The sequence below is a fragment of the Vibrio sp. JZG120 genome (assembly GCF_053890955.1).
This window is the reverse complement of the sequence record NZ_JBSRRK010000002.1, coordinates 206,419-224,257: the sequence shown is the minus strand read 5'-3', so window position 1 is coordinate 224,257 and position 17,839 is coordinate 206,419. Positions and strand designations below refer to the sequence as shown.

13 protein-coding genes are annotated in these 17,839 nt (G+C 44.5%); 6 read left to right on the top strand and 7 right to left on the bottom strand.

Annotated features, from left to right (window positions below):
* The first annotated feature begins 277 nt into the window (after window positions 1-277).
* Complete coding sequence (locus ACWPOD_RS06835) at window positions 278-3,028, top strand: M16 family metallopeptidase (RefSeq protein WP_456231707.1); 2,751 nt, start codon at window positions 278-280, stop codon at window positions 3,026-3,028.
* Between the two features lie 88 nt (window positions 3,029-3,116).
* Here the strand turns inward: ACWPOD_RS06835 and ACWPOD_RS06830 are convergent, their stop codons facing one another.
* Both ACWPOD_RS06830 and ACWPOD_RS06825 read right to left on the bottom strand, forming a co-directional pair.
* On the bottom strand, window positions 3,117-3,569 hold the full coding sequence (locus ACWPOD_RS06830; protein WP_080619267.1) for a bactofilin family protein: 453 nt from the start codon (window positions 3,567-3,569) through the stop codon (window positions 3,117-3,119).
* A complete protein-coding gene (locus tag ACWPOD_RS06825) occupies window positions 3,473-4,426 on the bottom strand; it encodes a M23 family metallopeptidase (RefSeq protein WP_005395595.1) in 954 nt (317 codons plus the stop codon). Before ACWPOD_RS06825 ends, ACWPOD_RS06830 begins: the two co-directional genes overlap by 97 nt.
* Window positions 4,427-4,854: 428 nt before the next feature.
* Here ACWPOD_RS06825 and ACWPOD_RS06820 point away from each other — a divergent pair, with 428 nt between their 5' ends.
* Window positions 4,855-6,609 carry a hypothetical protein gene (locus ACWPOD_RS06820; RefSeq protein WP_456231706.1) on the top strand — a complete coding sequence of 585 codons (1,755 nt, stop codon included), beginning with the start codon at window positions 4,855-4,857 and terminating at the stop codon, window positions 6,607-6,609.
* A 90-nt stretch (window positions 6,610-6,699) separates the two neighbouring features.
* On the opposite strand, the gene ACWPOD_RS06815 is transcribed toward ACWPOD_RS06820, so the two are convergent.
* Window positions 6,700-8,946, bottom strand: a complete 2,247-nt coding sequence (locus ACWPOD_RS06815; protein ID WP_456231705.1) for a CehA/McbA family metallohydrolase — start codon at window positions 8,944-8,946, stop codon at window positions 6,700-6,702.
* A gap of 505 nt (window positions 8,947-9,451) precedes the next feature.
* On the opposite strand from ACWPOD_RS06815, the gene ACWPOD_RS06810 reads away from it, so the two are divergent.
* Complete coding sequence (locus ACWPOD_RS06810; protein ID WP_085342484.1) at window positions 9,452-9,661, top strand: DUF3955 domain-containing protein; 210 nt, start codon at window positions 9,452-9,454, stop codon at window positions 9,659-9,661.
* A 16-nt stretch (window positions 9,662-9,677) separates the two neighbouring features.
* Here the strand turns inward: ACWPOD_RS06810 and ACWPOD_RS06805 are convergent, their stop codons facing one another.
* From ACWPOD_RS06805 to glgX, 4 genes are all read right to left on the bottom strand, one after another.
* The gene (locus ACWPOD_RS06805) at window positions 9,678-10,322 is read right to left on the bottom strand and encodes an START domain-containing protein (protein ID WP_446602614.1); all 645 of its coding nucleotides are present in this window, start codon (window positions 10,320-10,322) and stop codon (window positions 9,678-9,680) included.
* 79 nt (window positions 10,323-10,401) lie between these two features.
* On the bottom strand, window positions 10,402-11,586 hold the full coding sequence (locus tag ACWPOD_RS06800; protein WP_456231704.1) for a multidrug effflux MFS transporter: 1,185 nt from the start codon (window positions 11,584-11,586) through the stop codon (window positions 10,402-10,404).
* Window positions 11,583-12,227: a recombinase family protein gene (locus ACWPOD_RS06795; protein WP_109169267.1), complete on the bottom strand. Its 645-nt coding sequence runs from the start codon at window positions 12,225-12,227 to the stop codon at window positions 11,583-11,585. The genes ACWPOD_RS06800 and ACWPOD_RS06795 overlap by 4 nt, the downstream gene beginning before the upstream one ends.
* 160 nt (window positions 12,228-12,387) lie before the next feature.
* Window positions 12,388-14,358, bottom strand: a complete 1,971-nt coding sequence (gene glgX / locus ACWPOD_RS06790; RefSeq protein ID WP_167427808.1) for a glycogen debranching protein GlgX — start codon at window positions 14,356-14,358, stop codon at window positions 12,388-12,390.
* Window positions 14,359-14,804: 446 nt separating this feature from the next.
* On the opposite strand from glgX, the gene ACWPOD_RS06785 reads away from it, so the two are divergent.
* The 3 genes from ACWPOD_RS06785 (at window position 14,805) to ACWPOD_RS06775 (ending at window position 17,810) form a co-directional block, all read left to right on the top strand.
* Complete coding sequence (locus tag ACWPOD_RS06785) at window positions 14,805-16,076, top strand: maltoporin (RefSeq protein WP_006740823.1); 1,272 nt, start codon at window positions 14,805-14,807, stop codon at window positions 16,074-16,076.
* A 100-nt stretch (window positions 16,077-16,176) separates the two neighbouring features.
* Complete coding sequence (locus ACWPOD_RS06780) at window positions 16,177-16,986, top strand: MalM family protein (protein ID WP_167427807.1); 810 nt, start codon at window positions 16,177-16,179, stop codon at window positions 16,984-16,986.
* A gap of 317 nt (window positions 16,987-17,303) precedes the next feature.
* Window positions 17,304-17,810 carry a hypothetical protein gene (locus ACWPOD_RS06775; RefSeq protein WP_006740821.1) on the top strand — a complete coding sequence of 169 codons (507 nt, stop codon included), beginning with the start codon at window positions 17,304-17,306 and terminating at the stop codon, window positions 17,808-17,810.
* The last annotated feature ends 29 nt before the right edge of the window (window positions 17,811-17,839 follow it).

Sequence of the window (17,839 nt, the reverse complement as noted above, 5' to 3'; positions counted from 1 at the left end):
CAGATTCGAATCTGTTCAATAATTATATTTTATTGCTCAAAATAAATACTGACTCCATGTCGCGATTTTGAGTTTTACATCAAATAAGAAAAAGGCTTTTAAGCTGTGTTATTTATCTATTTGTAAAGTAAGGATTTGTCTATTTTTGTAAATGATAATTGATTTCATTAAAAGGTGATTTACGTCACGTTTGAGTAGTAAATAATCCATTAAAAATGTGAAGGTCATCGAACGAGGATTATATTAATCGGCTTAATCATTGTTATGGGCAATAGTTATGCGCAGTATATTGTTAGTCCCCGCGTTATTACTGTCAGGGTGTGCTCTGACACAACAATCGACGCCGATTCAGCCTGACGCCAACTGGCATGTCGACCAGTTATCGAACGGTATGAAATACCATCTTTACCCAACAAAAGACCAAGAAGTATCGGTCCGTTTGGTTCTGAATGTCGGCTCATTCCAAGAAGAAACCAATCAAAAAGGTTACGCTCACTTTGTTGAGCACATGGCGTTTAATGGCAGCACGCATTTTACCGGCAACGACGTTGTTAAACTTTTCGAGCAATCTGGTGGTAGCTTTGGTGCCGATATCAACGCCTTTACCACTTATCAGCAAACTTCTTACCAACTTGATCTTGCCAATAATACAAAGCTGGAAGATGCCCTGAAGTGGATGAGAGATATCGGAAACGGACTTCAGTTTGCTCCTGAACAAGTAGAGAAAGAAAAAGGGGTGATCCTTGGTGAATGGCGACGTGCTAACCCGGATGATAAGTCCTTTTCTATGCATGCTTATCAAGCGTCGATTGAAGGCACTATGTATGGTGAACACGACCCAATTGGTACTCGCGAAGCGATTCAAAATGCCTCATCAAGCAAGCTAAAAGCGTTTTACGACAAGTGGTACCAACCACAAAATGCCGAGTTGGTTGTGACCGGTAATATCGACGTGGATTCACTGTCCAATATTATCGAAAACAAATTCTCGAACTGGGAAAGCACCTCGGATACCGTAATAGAGAAGCGCCGCGATATTCGAGTGAACAACCAAAACCGAACCTTGCCAAGTAACACGATGGAATCACCAAGCCTTCATTTAGTGATTGAGCGTGGTCTAAGTGGCAGCACTACGATTGAACAACAGCATCAAGTGTGGCGTGATGAAGTCGCAACACAGCTAATTCAACAACGTCTGATTCGTGTACTTAATGATGCCGCTGAACCTTTTCAGTATGCTTATGCCCAGCCTTACTACTCCAACTACCAGCGCATGATGTCGGCAGGTATTTCGTTTTCGCCTGAGCGTCGTGAACAAATGCATCAAACTTTCATCAGCACGTTGGCGTCACTGAGAGATTATGGTGCGACCCAATCTGAGTTAGAGAGCATCATGTCAAATTGGCAAGGTGAGCTCGCAAATATTGATTCAGACTGGGACCAACGTAAGCCAAACAGTTATGCAGAAGCACGCGTTTTCCAAATTGACCAAGGCAGTGTGAGTCAACCAAAAGAGAGTTACGCCCAGAGTTTGTCTGAATTCATCAACAACGAGAATCTAGAGAGCATTAACACGCAATTGAATGCCTTGTTGTCTGAGCAACCAATCTTTGTTATTGGGTTGGGGAAAAGTGAAACGTCAGCTCAGTTCAATGATGTATTTACCGATCTATACAGTGCCTACCTCCAAACTGGCGAAAAACCGTTAGAGATGTATGACAAAGTGGATGGATTCTTACAGCCTACTCAAGAAGGTACCATCACCAGCATGCGTCAGGAAGCGGGTGGCTTTCAAGTTTATACGCTATCAAACGGTGTCGAAGTGTGGTTCCAAAAAGATGCCAAAGCGGGTGGTCGAGCTTATATTTACTATGCGAGCCAAGGTGGTAAAGCCGCCGTTGAACCAGCGTTATATGCTGCGTATGAAATCGCTACAACGACGGCGATACGCAGTGGGTTAGGGGCATTTTCTGGTTCAGAGTTAGACAGTTACTTACGCAAAAATAACATTGCGCTTAGCGCGATTCTTGATGCGACCAGTCACGGTTCACAAATTACCGCGCCAACAACGCATTTAACTTACGCGTTGAATGGACTATACAATCTAGCGACGGAGATTAAAGTCGACGAGCGCCAGATGGCGGCAGCGAAGCAAGAGTTTAAGCAGCAGAGCGGTGCTTTTTTTGAATCACCGATGGGAAAACTGATTCAAAAAGCAAACGGCAATTCTTATTTGCCGGGTAGTCGTCATCGTATCGTGTCCAGTGACGATGTAGAGCAAGTGACTTCCGAGCAAATATTGGCGGTGCATGAGCAACTTTTCAAAACCAATGATGGTTTTAAGATGGTTATTGTGGCAAATGTCGAGCCGGAAGAAATTACGCCACTCTTGCGTAAGTATGTGGCCTCCATCGAGATGAAACCGGGTCGTTCGATTGATTACCATGTTGCGTTCAACACCGACGTGCCGGCGCGAACAGTCGTTGCGGATGGTCATGAACCTTCATCCTTGTATGTAATGCGTTTGACTAACACGAACGATTACCAACGTACGGCAAGGGATACGGTTATCGAAGATATTTTGCAACGTATCAGTAATGCGCGTGTCTTGGATATTGTGCGAGAAGAGTCTAGTCTCGATTACAGCCCAAATATTTACACCGTGACGCAAGATCGCGAACCAATCTCTGATTGGCTCTTGGAATCTCAAGTTGAGCCCGAAGACGTGGCAGTTTTAGATAGCAAGTTAGGCAAAATGTTTGATGACTTGGCTTCGAACATCACGCAAAAAGAGGTGGATACGGCAGCGAAGCAATTGGCGGTAGCGATGCAAGGATTAGATGATAACCCTGCTCAGCGCGCATGGTCGTATACTCGCTACTTAGTGCATGATTACGGCGTCGATGTGTTACTTGACGTTGAGAAAGCGGCTAAGAGTGTGACATTAGAAGAAGTGAAAGCGTATGCGAAAGCGGCTTTTGGTCCACAAGCAAAGCGCTCGGTGATGATTTTAAACCCGGCCGAATAATCACTGTAGCTTCTGACGAAGCTTGTGTCTCTAGTAATAAAAAAGACGGCGTGAAAGCCGTCTTTTTTATGCACTTTAACCAAAGAGTTTACGCTGATTTACGCGCAGGTCGCTTTTCATTGTTGGTATTGTTTTCTTTCGTGCTGGCGTTCTCTTGAGCCTTCCCTTTCAGTGTCACCACTTCTTTTTCAGGTAATTCGGCCGCTTCACCAAAGAATTTACCACCCGGTTCGATGCTGAGGTTATTACTCCAGATCCTCCCACTTACACGTCCCTTGGCAAGTACTTGAATGTGTTCTGCGTGACAGTTACCATCCATCATACCATTGATGATCAGTTGCTTAGCGTAGATCTCACCGTTTACTCGGCCGCTTTCTGCAACGACGAGAGTGCCTTCTACATTAATTTGACCATCGACGATGCCATCAATCTGGACATCGTTTTCTACTTTGAGTTCTCCGCTAACAGCACAGCCTTTGGCGATGAGAGTTGAAGCTGCTGAGCTACTCGTTGTTCCACGGTTTTGATTAAAGATTCCCATCGTATTCTTCGCTCCTTAGTAAAAATGTCTTCGAAATCATTGAGGCTCCAATCGACAAATGGCTTCGGATTCAGTGCTCGCCCAACAAAACGCACCTCGTAGTGAAGGTGAGGGCCAGAAGAGAGCCCACTGTTGCCGGAAATTGCAATCAGTTGCCCTTTTTTGACGAACTGACCGCTTTTTACTTTGAACTTTTTCAAGTGCGAATAAGAACTCGAAAAACCGAAAGAATGTTGCAGCCTGAGGAAGTTACCAGAGCCTTTATTGCTGCGGCGGGTGACTTCCACAACCCCATCTGCTGGGGCATAAACCTTAGTACCGGTATTCACGGCAAAATCGAGCCCGCGATGCATCTTAGCGACTTTCGTCACCGGATGAATGCGCTTACCGAAGCGAGAAGAGAGCCGCGCTTTACCGACCGGAGACCCGCTTGGTATTTGGTTTAACAACACCATGCGAACGTTCGACGTAATCGCCGCCGCATCAAGTCGGGCATCCAAATTATCCGTGGTAGTATGTTCTCCAACTCCAAGGACTTTCTCTAACTCTCCCAAACGCTCCGAAACAAGTTGTACTCGTTCTTCTCGCTCTGAGAGATCACTTTCCAGCTCGGATTTTAATGCTTTCAGTGTGCTGAGCTCTTCACCCATAGTGCGCGAATGTTCTGTCAATTCAGCTTGTTTTAACGCGGCATTATCGACGCGAGTGTACAAGTGATGAATTAAGATCGCGGTTGCGGCCAGAGCAATGACAAAAAAGCATAAAAACGTTTTTAGATTGCGTTGCATCCTTTTACTGAAGTACCAATGTCTGGAGCCATTGATGGTTGATATAGAGATCGTCAACTGGTCTTTCATCGTCTTCTACTGCTCGTATCTGGTATACGTCTCGTCACTGAGTTAATGGGAATGTAAGGAAAACGAACGGGGACCGCTAGAGGCAAATTGGAAAGAAGTGTCAGGCCGTGAGGCGTTTTCAGATATTAGATAAAAGACTCAATAAAGATTTAATATCCTAGCGCTTTTGGTCGTAGTTACTCCAAATCGCTTTATTGAACTGAAGATTTTGATTTGTAAGGTGGTTATCCGAGAAATTAGATTGTGAATATTGCCAATAGCATCCTCACGCAATTCAACTTACTTCACGGTTTACCTTATAAATGTTGGATAATTTATCAAACCGACATTCATTATATCGATAACTTGTTTATGATAGCGGTCGATATAAAAGTGCTATTCAAAGGCTTTAAACCTAAGCGTGATATTTCGCTTAGGAACACATAACTATGACAACGGAGTTGGTCGTGAAAAAACTACTATTGGCTACAGCAGTGGTCGCAGCTGCAGGGGGCGCTGGCTACCTGTACCAAAACAATACTACCTCGAGTGATTCAGTATCACTACTTTCGCAAGTTCCTGTGGATTCGCTCATGGTGACGTATCAGACGGAACCTTTTAATCATTATAAATACATGAATGCATTTGGCACGGCTAACCAAGGCTCGATTGCTGAACTTTTTGCCGATGAACCACTTTCTCCACAGCAACAGTTTGCCGTTAACTTGTTTGATGGATATCTGGAGAGCGCAGCATCGCCAGAAACGTTAAAAGCCTACTTAGGTACCGGAGAAAATATTAACCCTGTGTTGTACACAATCGGTATGGTACCAGTGTACAAATTGAAGATTGAAGACCCTGCCGCGTTATGGAAAACATTGGATCACGAAGAGCAGATGAGCGGTGCTAAGCACGAGCTGGTTAAACTCGGTGAAGTTGAGTTTCGTCGTTACGAGATGACAGATTCGGTTGACCCGCAAGATGGCATTGGCTTGGTTGTTGCCGTGGTTGACAACGTACTTACGTTAACGGTTGATATTCCGCAACTGGGTGTTCAAAACCCGCTTAAAATGGCATTGGGACTTGAGTCACCAAGTCAAAACATTGCGGAGAGTGGACGCCTAACGGCGTTGCAGGCTAAATACGGCGAAAACAATAACTCTTTCGGTTACTTTGATCACCGTGAATTGGTTAAAGGTTTGACGACGAAAGATGGCAATATCTTTGCGCGTCAAGTCAGCATGCTGGATGCCATTGATCCTGAGCCGACTATTCAGGAGATGCGTTCACCAGCCTGTCATACTGAACTTACTCAAGTTGCAGAAAACTGGCCTCAATCCGTCGCATTTGCGGAATACAAGTTGAAAGGCGAGCAGGCATTCATTAAAGGTGCTTTTGTTGTTGAATCGAAAAATAAAGTGATTTTAGATGCGCTTAAGTCGATTCGTGGCGTTTTGGCAGAATCGAACAATGATAAGAGCTTCTTTAGCATGGCGCTTGGTTTAGACATTAATACGCTAGCGCCATCGATTGGTCAGATTTGGAGCGACTTGACTCAGCCTCAGTACCAATGTTCTTTATTGACACAAATGCAGCAAGAGATGGGTGGCCAAAACCCAGCCGCAGCCGTGAGCATGGGCTCCGGCATGGTTAACGGCCTGAAAGGATTAAGCCTGCAAATGTTTGATATCCACGTTGACACTAATGCTCAGCACGGTGAAGTATTTAGCCAGCTAGATGGTATGTTGTCTCTATCTGCCAATGATCCAATGATGCTGATTCAAACCGCGCAAATGTTTGTCCCTGAACTTGCTCAATTACAAATTCAGCCGGATAACCAGCCAGTTAATGTCAGTGACCTGCTAGAAATGCACACAGGCTTGAAGATGGATGTGTTTGCTCGCTTAAACGAAAACCATTTTACGCTCTACAGTGGTGAGAATGCCGAAGACGCGAGCAAAGAAGTGATGGCACAACCACTTTCTCCAAATGGCTTGTTCAGTTTTGACTTCGATTCAGAACGCATTTTGGAAGTGTTGGAAAGTGCGTCAGCCGTGACTGGTGAGCCGTTACCTGATGATGTTATGAAAAGCTTACAAGGCGAGCTTGTTGGTGGTATGACGATGGATGTAACAGATCAAGGTATTGGTTTTGAGTTTGATTACCGTGGTGCGACCAAACCCGTGACGGTTGCACAGCAGTAAAACATCGAGTAGAAAAAGGCGGCGCAGTGCCGCCTTTATTTCATCGTAGAACTCAGGTTTGTTTACCATCGAGTCGGACGTTCATCAAGACTATGACTGCAACCAAACAGGGTTACTCCAGGCCGTGCTGCCGTCTTTATCTTCGACTTCTAAACTTATCCATCCCTCTGCGTCGCTAGGTATAGGTAGCGACAGCTCTATGCGTTGAGTATCAGCTTTCGGGTTAATCGTCAGGGTATTCAGCACGTTGCCGCCTTTACCGATCAATCGAATTTCTTTTAGACCATCGGCTGCAACGACGTGGATGTCCCACGTATCGCCAGCTGTTGCTGTTTCACCAAACATAATGTTTTGCGGATAAAGAATAGGGCCTTGTGTTGCGTAGCCATGGCCGGCTTTAAGTGCTTGCGCAAACTTCGACGGCGTTAGCTCGCCATCGACTCTTGCCATCATTCGAATCTGCCCCGTGAGTTGGTTCCACGCATCGTGGGTGTCGGTTCCCGCCGTAAAGTACATTGCTTCACCTTGATCCCAGAGTTTATGCGCTTTCTTCAACGTTGGTTCATTGTCTACGCGCGCATTAAGCTCCATAAGGTCGAAGCGATCCGTTTTACCACCAGGGACTGCATTTTTAGCGATGTTCGTAAAGTAGCCATAATCGTTGTATGGATGGTTCATCGGTACGACTTCAGCCCCCATCTCATGTACGGCGTCAAGTAACGTGTGAACGTCAGCAGTGCCAGGATCGACCTTTAGATCGGCGCCATTATCGATAGGAAATGGATTCATATGTCCCCATGATGGCGAAACTTCGATCGACGGGATGAAAGGCACGCCACGTTTCGCAGATAGTTCTGCAAACGTTTGGTGGTTAATGGTTGAGTCATGATCGCTAATGAAAGTCAGATCAAGATCCGTTGCCAATTGAGCACGCACAACAATTTCTGGCGGAGTAACGCCTTCCAACACGTTGCCATGATGGTGTAAATCTGCGCCATACCAATGCTGACGGTTAGGAAACGTCACTTGAGGCACTTCTACTCGTTGCTTCGTCGTTTTACCGGACGTTAGGGTTACGTCTAATGTTTGGGTTTTAGCTGTAAAACCTCCACCAGAGTTGATACCTAATTTGTATTGACCGGGTGCCAGTTTTAGCTCCGCATGACCTGCAGGCAGCAGATCGGTAAAGAAGGTGCGTTTACCCAAAAATTCAACCGGTGGCGCTTGACCTTCAAGGATGGTGATTCTCGCATCTTTGGCCAGACCTGATGTTGCCTCTTCAACTTGAAGTGAGAGAGTTGCTGGGCGTTTTAGAGACGTAAAATCGAGTGTTTGCTCGCTATTTCTCGCCACTTGAATCGATTGCAGCTCGCTGTTTGCGTGACCAGTCGCTGTGCCGTAGATTTGGTACTCACCCTCAGGCAGCGCCATGCTGTACTGGCCATCTTTGGCCAATGTCCAGGCATAGGGTTGTCCTTCTTTTTCGATCATCACGATAGCATCTTCAGGAACACGACCATTATCTGCGCGTAATTGGCCGTTGATGGTGCCTGTCGCTTGTCCTAGTCGGTCAGCTTCTGCCTTGACAATGGGGGCCATGTCTCCATTTGGAACCACTTGTAATCGGGATTGGAAAGTGCGGCTTTCTCCTGCTTTCAAGGTATGCCCTAGGTACATATCACGACCATTGTATTTGACGCGATCAAAATAAGGAGCATGAAGTGCAAAGGCCCAGTCTCGATCATAAGCGACCATGCGATCGGCGAGGGCATGGTCGGCCATGGATTCTTCTTTCCCTTCCAACCCCGGCACGGCAAATTGGTAGCCAGTGTCTGGCCAAATGGTGTGCCCTGATTCTAACGCGAGATCTTTTTTACCTTGGTTGGTCATGACCGTTTTAAGCGCAATTGAGTCAGATCCAGAAGCGAGTGTATACCATGTTGTGATATCAACGTTATCGAAGTTGCGGCTCACTTTAATGACCGCTTTATTGTCGCTGTCTTCGATAATTTCAATGGATTTGCGATCATTCGGCCATGCGGACCAGCTGTTAGGAATGAAGTCAGCAAAGGCAACACGGTCAAGGTCTACTTTGCCATTCTTTACTGCTGCCAAATCGACTAATGTTCCTCGCGGTACGCCCCATGGTGGTGCGGATTCAACAGCGAGAGCGAAGGCGACATGTTCGTTTTGAACGGTAATGTCTTGAGCGTGTGTAGCTTCGCCATCGGGGATCGTGGTCTTTCCTTGTGTGATACTCACTCCCGCATTCGCTGAAGTTCCAAGCAAAAGGCCATAGATTAAAGTTGCCACTGCACTTTTTGAAAAATTATGCATGAAGACACTTCCTTTTTTTCATGATTTATTATGTGAGTTGTCGATGGCATTGTGCGTTAACTTGATTAGACGTTCAATTAAAAAAGCGAAAGAAATGAAGAGGTCAACTCGTTGCTATTATTGTTTTACAATTGATTTATGAATCTTAAGTTTTGATTTTAAAGGTCTTTTGTTGTTTAATTTGTTTTTGTATAGAGCAATAAAAATATTTAGAACACTAATTATTTTGGGAGAGGTGTGAACGATTTTTGGCAGCATTGAGCAAACAAAATGATAACAATTACACTGTATATGTGAGAAAAAAGGTCAAGATAGTTCTGAGAACGCATATAATATTTTGAGTTAAATTTGACTTTTTATTCTTTATGTTTGGGTTTTTATTTTATCTCTGACTAAAAGGCCTTTAATAAAGATTAGAGCAAACATAGAGACACTATGTTTTTTGAGTGAACTATATACGGTGGCAATATGTCGAAAACATATCAATTGATTGCTTGAGGTTTAGATGGGGTTTATTCGTAAATATAAACTGAGCATAGTTTTGTTTTTGAGTGGTGTGGCATGTTTAATTGCGTACCACGCTCAAGGCTCTTACGTAGATGAAAATGGCTTATTAGTAGAGTCATTTGGGTTTATCCCTTTGTTTTGGCTCTTTTTGGGGTTAGCCTTCGCCTCTTTTGTGGGCTCTTTTGTCAAACACCGTAATCGTAATTAAAGAGCAAACGTGAAGTTTACTCCTTTATCTGAGGATGGGAGTATTGCTGATATTTTGGTAACTCTTTCCTTAGATTACTAAATGTTGCTCGTGCACTTTGTTTTGATAGTTTGTTGATTAGCCAGATTGGCAAAAGGCCTCCGGGGTCAGCAAACGCTTTGTAGTCAATGAGTGTCGTGCCATTAGTGAGCTTTTGTAATTCCCAAGTTGCATCAACCGAACGAATGCGAACATAGCCCTTTTGTTCAGCAAGATATGAGTCTGGTGCGCTTTTGATTTTTATCGTGAACCCAAGTTCATCGACCCAATATTTAGAGTAGGTGAGCATATCACGATTTTTTGCAGGCCATGGCGCTGTAAATCGGGTATAAACGATGTTTTCGGTGGCTGATATTTGATTTAAAACCCGGCTATGACTGGCATTGTCAATCCAGTTCGGGATATTGTCACTATCTTCTAATAGCGTTAAAAATGCGCCATAGCTGGTGGGTGTGAACATCCGAGCACGAATCTCAACTAAACCGCCGGTATGCTCTCGAGAGTAGATAGTGATTCCGTTATCGTCACTATCAAATTGCCAGTACTCGTTGGCTTTCGCGGCGGTGCCAGCGGATATAAAAGTGGCGAGTAGTAGCACGCCAATTCGTAAATGCAACATCATGTTAGTACCCGCCAACTTATCCTTAGTTAAAGCTTATACGATGTGTTCTTAATTATAAGGACAATAGTAAGTCTTTTCGTTACTGTTCTGAAGGTTGATCTGCTCCAAAACCTCGTTGAATATTGGTGAGCGTTATGGCTGCAAACACCGCAATAACGATTGATAGATGCCAGGCTTGGCTTAAACCAAGCTGTACCAATGTTAAGCTGACCAATGAGGATACGATCATTTGTCCACCTCCAGACATGGCTGCTGCAGCACCAGCCTGCTTTTTGTAGGGTTGCATTACCATGGCTTGCGCGCAAGGTAGGGCAATGCCGTTACCTAAGATCATTAATAGTTGCCCCAACATTAAATACAGCGGTTCTACCGGGCAGAAGAACAACCATATTGCAGCACTGAGATGCAGGAATGGACTACAAAGTAGCATTCTTTTGTTGCCGATAATTGGCCTTACTCGGTTACAAATCGTGGTGCCGCCTAACATACCTAAAGCGGGAATGAGTGCCCACATTGCGTATTGATCGGATGTCATGCCAATTTGGTCTTGCATGATAAATGGCATCACGGACACGGTCGTTATCATCAGGCTGAAGTTTAACCAACTGATGCTGGCAAAACTCATAAAGTAACGTGACGTCACCAAGTCTCGATACTGGAAAAGCATGTTGCGTGGTGACGGAATAACAGATCGTTTCGCTATGGTTTCTGTAAACTTAAAGGCGATGATTACCCAAGCGAGTGAGACATAACCTAGCAGTGAAATGAACACCATACTCCAACCAAAGTGGAAGTTGATAAAGCCGCCAATCACAGGCGCAATGAGTGGCGTGATCGAAGCTGCCATAGCGATATAAGACATGGCAACAGGGAGCTCATCACCGCTAAATCTATCTCGAGTCGATGCTCTCGCGAGTACCGCGCAGCATCCAGTTCCTAAGCCTTGTAGAAAACGCCCCATCACCATGCCTGTGAAGGTGTCACTGAGGAAAATGATCATTAATAGACCAGACATCGCGATGAGCAAACCCGTCAATAGTACTTTTTTTCGACCCAAAGCATCCGATACCGGACCGTAAATGAACTGAGAGGGACCAAAACCGAGTAAGTAAATACTCACAAGCAGTTGGGCTTGATCAAGGGAGATAGAAAAGTCTTTTGCGATCCATGGCAAAGAGGGCATAACAAGCCCCATGCTCAATTGGCCAACACTGATAATAAGACAGGCGAGTAAGATAGTGCGAAAGTTGATTGGGCGACTCATGATGGATCACCATCAGAATAACCTCTTTGCTTTCGTGTTCTGAGGCAGCCTTCATCATCCACTTCATTTAACTTAGATTTGACGCGTTTTACGGTAGATAGGCTGACATCACACTGCTCCGAAACACTCTTCAACGTATAGCCTTCTAACAGCAACGTTGCGATCTGTTGGTGTTTAGTTTTGTCTGCTGGGCGTCCGCGAAATTTCTGTTTCCACAAATCTGGTTGATCTTTAATGGCTTGCCGTCCTTGCTCTGCGGCAAACAGGCGATGTTCAGTCTGCACTTTTCCATATCCAGATAACACGGTGAGTAGCGTTTGAGTTTGAACAGAATCCGGTTCAAATGTGAGTGGTTCACAAACGGTTTTCAGTGTGACCCCTTTTGCTAGTAATACTTTTATTGTATTTAACGCCTGACTAAAATCTCGACCAAATGCCGTTAGCCACCAGAGCACAATCGTATCACCTGCTTTGACGATATTGAGTAGCTGTTGGAAAGCTTCTCGTTCTGCTGGAGGCATGCAACCGCGAACCTTATCCTCAAAATGTTGGGCGTCAGGCACGAACGCTTTTAGGACACCGAGGTGCTCTTGATAAGCTCGATTCTTTGGCGAGTAACGTGTGTAAAGATAAGTAGCCATATGGACTATACGCCTTTTTAATTTGGTTCATATACTGTAATGGCTCATAAATATACAGAGGTTCATTAATGCTTACAACACTAAATGGACCCGAAGTCGTTAACGGACTTCGGGTCTTTTACTATTAAAGTCGTGTATATAAGCTTTCAGGGCTATTGCTCTATGATTGCTCCAATTTCGGCTGGTAATGCAAAATTACCATCGAAGTAGGTGATAGCAAAACCTCGCCTTCAGCATGTCCTGGATTGAGGTTACGTACGTTTGTGTCGCAGATCGTTACCCATTCTTGCTTTCGCTCATTAGGGAGCTTAAAGCGCGCTGTAGCGTTAGTTTGGTTGATGAGATAGACCAGCTCTTGTCCTTCTTTACCGATGCCAAGGTGAAGTGCGACAGAGCTTAAACGGTTCCAATCATCATGCTCCATTAAGCGACCGTCTGTTCGGCGCCAGAAAATGCGGTTGTTATTGCGGTTTTCGCCACTGAAAGCTCGGATAAATGGCACCATGTATTGATTTCGGTTGGCGACCATTTGTGACATCCACGTTTTGAAATGTTGCTTACGCTCCGTTTCTCCCCAGTTAAGCCAACTGGTTTCGTTATCTTGGCAATAGGCATTATTGTTACCGCCTTGGGTGTGAGACAGCACGTCAGCAGTGAGGATGTGTGGGATTCCAAAAGCAAACAGCAAGCTGGCAATAAGGTTGCGTTTTTGCTTCTCACGCGTGGCGATGATCATCAGGTTTTCCGTCTCGCCTTCGACACCGTAGTTTTCTGAGCGATTGTCACCGTGGCCGTCGCGATTTTCTTCGCCATTAGCTTCGTTATGTTTGTGCTTGTAAGACACTAAATCTTGCAGTGTGAAGCCATCGTGATACGTGATGTAATTCACCGTGAGTTTGTATGGCCAGTTCGCTGCACTATAAATGTCACGAGAGCCCATTAATCGAGTGGCAAACTCTTTTAAATAGCCTTGATCACCGCGCCAAAAACTGCGGGAAATATCACGCAGTTTGTCATTACACTCGTTCCAGCCAAATGGAAAGTTACCCACTTGGTAGCCATTTGGACCAATATCCCAAGGTTCGGCAATCAATTTGGTTTCACGCAAAATTGGGTCTTGCGCGACGGCTTTAAAGAAAGCCGCTTCTGGGTTGTAATCATCGCCCTGTCGACCTAACGTTGCAGCCAAGTCAAAACGGAAGCCATCGACTTTAAATTCGCTAACCCAGTAGCGCAATGTATCCATTACAAGGTTTAAAGCGGGTTGATAGGTGAGATCGACCGTGTTGCCACAACCAGTGTAATTTGCGAAGTGGTTGCCATGTTTGATGTAAAAACGGGAATCGAGCGCTTTCAGGTTGAAAATTGTAGGCCCTTCCCCCCCCTCTGCGGTGTGGTTGTAAACTACGTCGAGAATCACTTCGATGCCGTTTTTGTGCAGTTCTCGAATCGTTGTTTTGAGCTCTGTGACGGCGTCTTTTTCTGCATAGCGCGGATCAGGCACCATAAAGAGATAAGGGTTGTACCCCCAATAGTTGACCTTTTCCATCTCTAGTAGGTGAGGCTCATGCATGCACGCAGCGACAGGTAGCAATTGCAGCGTGTTGATGTTTTGCTGTTCATAAAAGGCCAGCATTTCAGGTGACGCTAGACCTAAATAGCGCCCCTTCAGTTTGTCCTCAACTTCTGGGTGGAGTTGGGTAAGCCCTTTGACGTGTGTCTCAAACAACACCATCTCTTCTCTGGGTATACGCGGATGATCCGTATCTTGCCAGTCAAAATTATCTTCGATAACGATGCACTTCGGCATATCGAAACTTTTGGCTGGAGAGTAGGGAGGGTGGTAGTGGAGGGCTTTATCAATTGACTTTGCGTAAGGGTCAGAAATTAATAGTGGCTCTTCCTTGTGGGAGACAAGGTAACCGTATTTTTGCCCCGGCTTAATATCCGGAATAAAAGTATGACGTATGCCAGCGTATTCATTCGGTAAATCATGAAGCGCGTAACTGCCATCGTCTGCAAACAGGGCGAGTTTTATGTCTTTATTCCCTGGTGCGTGAATAGAGAAGTTACAACCTTCTTTATTTACAGTTGCACCCAAGGGGTAAGGGCGAGAGAGAAGTCGTGTCATCGGAGATACTTTATTTAATATTTATTGCTACCTTTAGGAAACTATAAGTTAAAAACTTTGTCTTACTAAGGTCAACCACCCTAAATATAAAAATATTCATGTAATTTAATTACTTTATGTGACGGCTTAGAGTCAAAAATATGAAATGGCTATCACTTTGTAGCGGCTCAAAACCGAATAAACTTACTAATTCCTCCCTAGATTGGTGATCTAACTCGAAAAAACACCATTCGGTAAATTTTCTACTCCCTTCTCATCCCCCCTAAATTAGTTTGGGGCGGAGGAAGTCATCCCTGTACGCCTCGGGTAATCTCATAACTGTTGAAACAAACGGGGATTCGTTCCCATCTTACCTCTCTTTCTTTAGGTGTGTTTTTACTGCCTATATTCACCTAAAAGAGTGAGCAGGGAAGACAGAATTATAAATACCCTTAATGGAGTTAAGAATGAAAAAAGTAAGTGCAATTGCTGCTGCTGTGGCTGCAACTTTAGCTGCTGGTTCTGCGTTCGCAGTGGATTTCCACGGTTACATGCGTGCTGGCGTTGGCGTGAACGCTGACGGTGGTCAACAATTAACATTCGAAAAGAACAAGATCGGTCGTCTAGGTAATGAAAGCGATATCTACGGCGAGATTCAACTAGGTAAAGAAGTTTACAACAACAACGGCAAAACGTTCTACGTAGACTCTATGGTTGCAATGACTTCTAATGGTTCAAACGACTGGGAAAGCACTTCTGCTAACTGTGGTTTGGATAACGGCGAAGTGAAATGTGTTGACGATGCACAATTCGCACTACGTCAATTCAACGTTCAAGCTAAAGGCCTACTAAACTTTGCTCCAGAAGCAACACTTTGGGCTGGTAAGCGCTACTACCAACGTCACGACATTCATATCTCTGACTTCTACTACTGGAACATCTCTGGCGCGGGCGCTGGTGTTGAAGGTATCGAAGCTGGTCCAGGTAAAGTTTCTTTCGCTTGGGTTCGTAACGACCGTGGCGATATCGCAGATCCAGGTAACGATGGCGGCGATACAAACGTTAACACTCTAGACGTACGTTATGCAGGTCTTCCTCTATGGGACAACGGTTCTCTAGAAATGGGCTTGAACTACGCAATCCTTAACGAAACTGACGCTGCGCCAAACGGCACTAAAGATGCGAAAAACGGCGTAATGTTCACAGCAGAATTGACTCAAGGTCTAGACGCTGGTTTCAACAAAACAGTGCTTCAGTACGGTACTGAAGGCTACTCAAAAACAATGGCATTCTACGGCGACGGTAGCTGGTACGGCGCAGAAGCTGATAACGGTGCATCTGGTTACCGCCTAATCAACTGGGGTGTAATCGGCATGGGTGACAGCTGGGAAATGGGTCACCAGTTAGTTTACGGTGTTGGTGAAGACATGTGGGCTGGCCAAGACAAGTGGGAAACAATGTCTGTTGTAGTTCGTCCAATGTACAAATGGGATGACAACCACAAAACTATCTTCGAAGCTGGTTACGCTATCGATGATAACGACGGCGACGAAAACAAATACGGTAAGCTAACTGTTGCTCAAGCATGGTCTGCTGGTTCTAGCTTCTGGGCTCGTCCTGAAATCCGTGTTTACGCTTCTTACCTAACGGCTGACAAAGAAGACAACTCTAACACATTTGACAACGGTCGTTCAGACGATACGTTCCAATTCGGTGTACAAGCTGAAGCTTGGTGGTAATCATCTAACCACTAAGTCCTAAATTGTCCTAGAATGATACAGCCAGAACTTATCTGGCTGTATTTATTTAAAAAACAATAAAGAGTCGAGGTAGACAGTAATGAAAAAATGGCTTGCTCCCGTACTGCTGGGCATGTTGGCTACTGGTTGTGCGTCCGTAGAACAAGTAGAGATGAGTCCAAAAGATCAGCAACAAGTGATCACTCAATCGGGTGATATTCAATGGGTAACGGTTGATGTACCTGTGGTTACTGAATTCGCTTTGACTAATAAAAGCCAAATGCTGTTGGATGGTAACAGTGCTGGCGCTATTGCAGCGTTTGCTCTTCCGGGCAACCGTGGCAGTCTCGATATCAAATTAGAGACATTCGTAAGTAAAGAACTTCAATTTTATGCTCCTAATGTCGCAGTGATGAACTCGGCAGGAGAAACCATTTACCAAGCAGATTTCTCAAAGTTTAAGTACGAACCAGCAAAACTGTTGGACAATGATAAATTCGTACTTGATCTCAATGTGATTCCAGACATGACAGGTAACGATCTGCATGTATTGGTGTACACGACTTCCGCTGATCTAAAAGGCAGTACGCAAGTTCTGCATCCTGCAAAAGCCTTCGCCATGGCGCGCCACACTCAGCCGCCAGATATTGCAGACCCTTTAGCGAAACACAGCCCACTGGGTCAGTTCCGTTTGTCGGTATCCGCAAATGATATCGTGAATACCAAGATTGTTGCGAAAAACGACAACATTCCTCAAGGTACGGATCTCACTAGCTACTACCACAGCTCAATTGAAGCGGCAGTGGCAGCGAACGATATTCCGAAAGCACTCACCTTGCTCGATGAAGCAAAAGAACTGGGTATTGAAGGTGCGCAACAAGTGTTTGTGAAAGCCGTAAATAAAAAATAATTGAATATAAAAGGCCAGCAAAATGCTGGCCTTTTTTCATAGAATATAAACCAATAAAAATACCCCTACATAGAGTTATCTTATTCACATAATTATTTTTATTGTTTTGTTTTTTATATTGGTTAGATCAATAATTATTGACAGTTCCTAACTTATTTTTTGTACTTAGGAAATAAATAAACTTCTCGAAGTAATTTAAATTCGCAATCCGACGATATTTATTTAGCGTTTGATATTTCCATTTTAATAACGATTAATATTTCTTTTAAACGTTGAGTTTATTTTGCTTTGGATATACTAAAAAGGAATTACGTGAAATGAACATGATGAAGACCTCTCTTGCTGCTGCCCTACTTGTTGCCTTAGTGGGTTGTCAATCGACTGCAGAACCAGAAGCGGCCGCAGAGCCCGTTGTGAATATGTCTCAAGACGAAGTGGTTGCTTTCATGAAAGCGTGTGACAACCCAGATAGCACGGCGAAAGGACCAATTTCTAAACCACTGTTTGTGGTGGGTACGTTTGCGGATTCCGACTGGAAACACGTGCCTCAACGTCAATACACCTACAAAGGGAATAACTTCTACCAAGCTGTAGTTCAAGAAAAAGTAGGTTCCTACAAAATGCAGTATGCGACCGAGTTGTGGTTCCCACAATTTACCGCTAAAGGGAATCGAATGAACGTTGGTGAATTAACACCACTAACATTTGGTGGTTACGGTACAGATACTTCTGTTGATATTAAAGAAGATGGTAAATATGTCTGGAGCCTTCAATTTGAAGGAAAAGGCAAACCGCTTCATGTTATGGTAAATAAGTGTCAATAATATTCCATTCAGTTATTTAAAATCTGTTT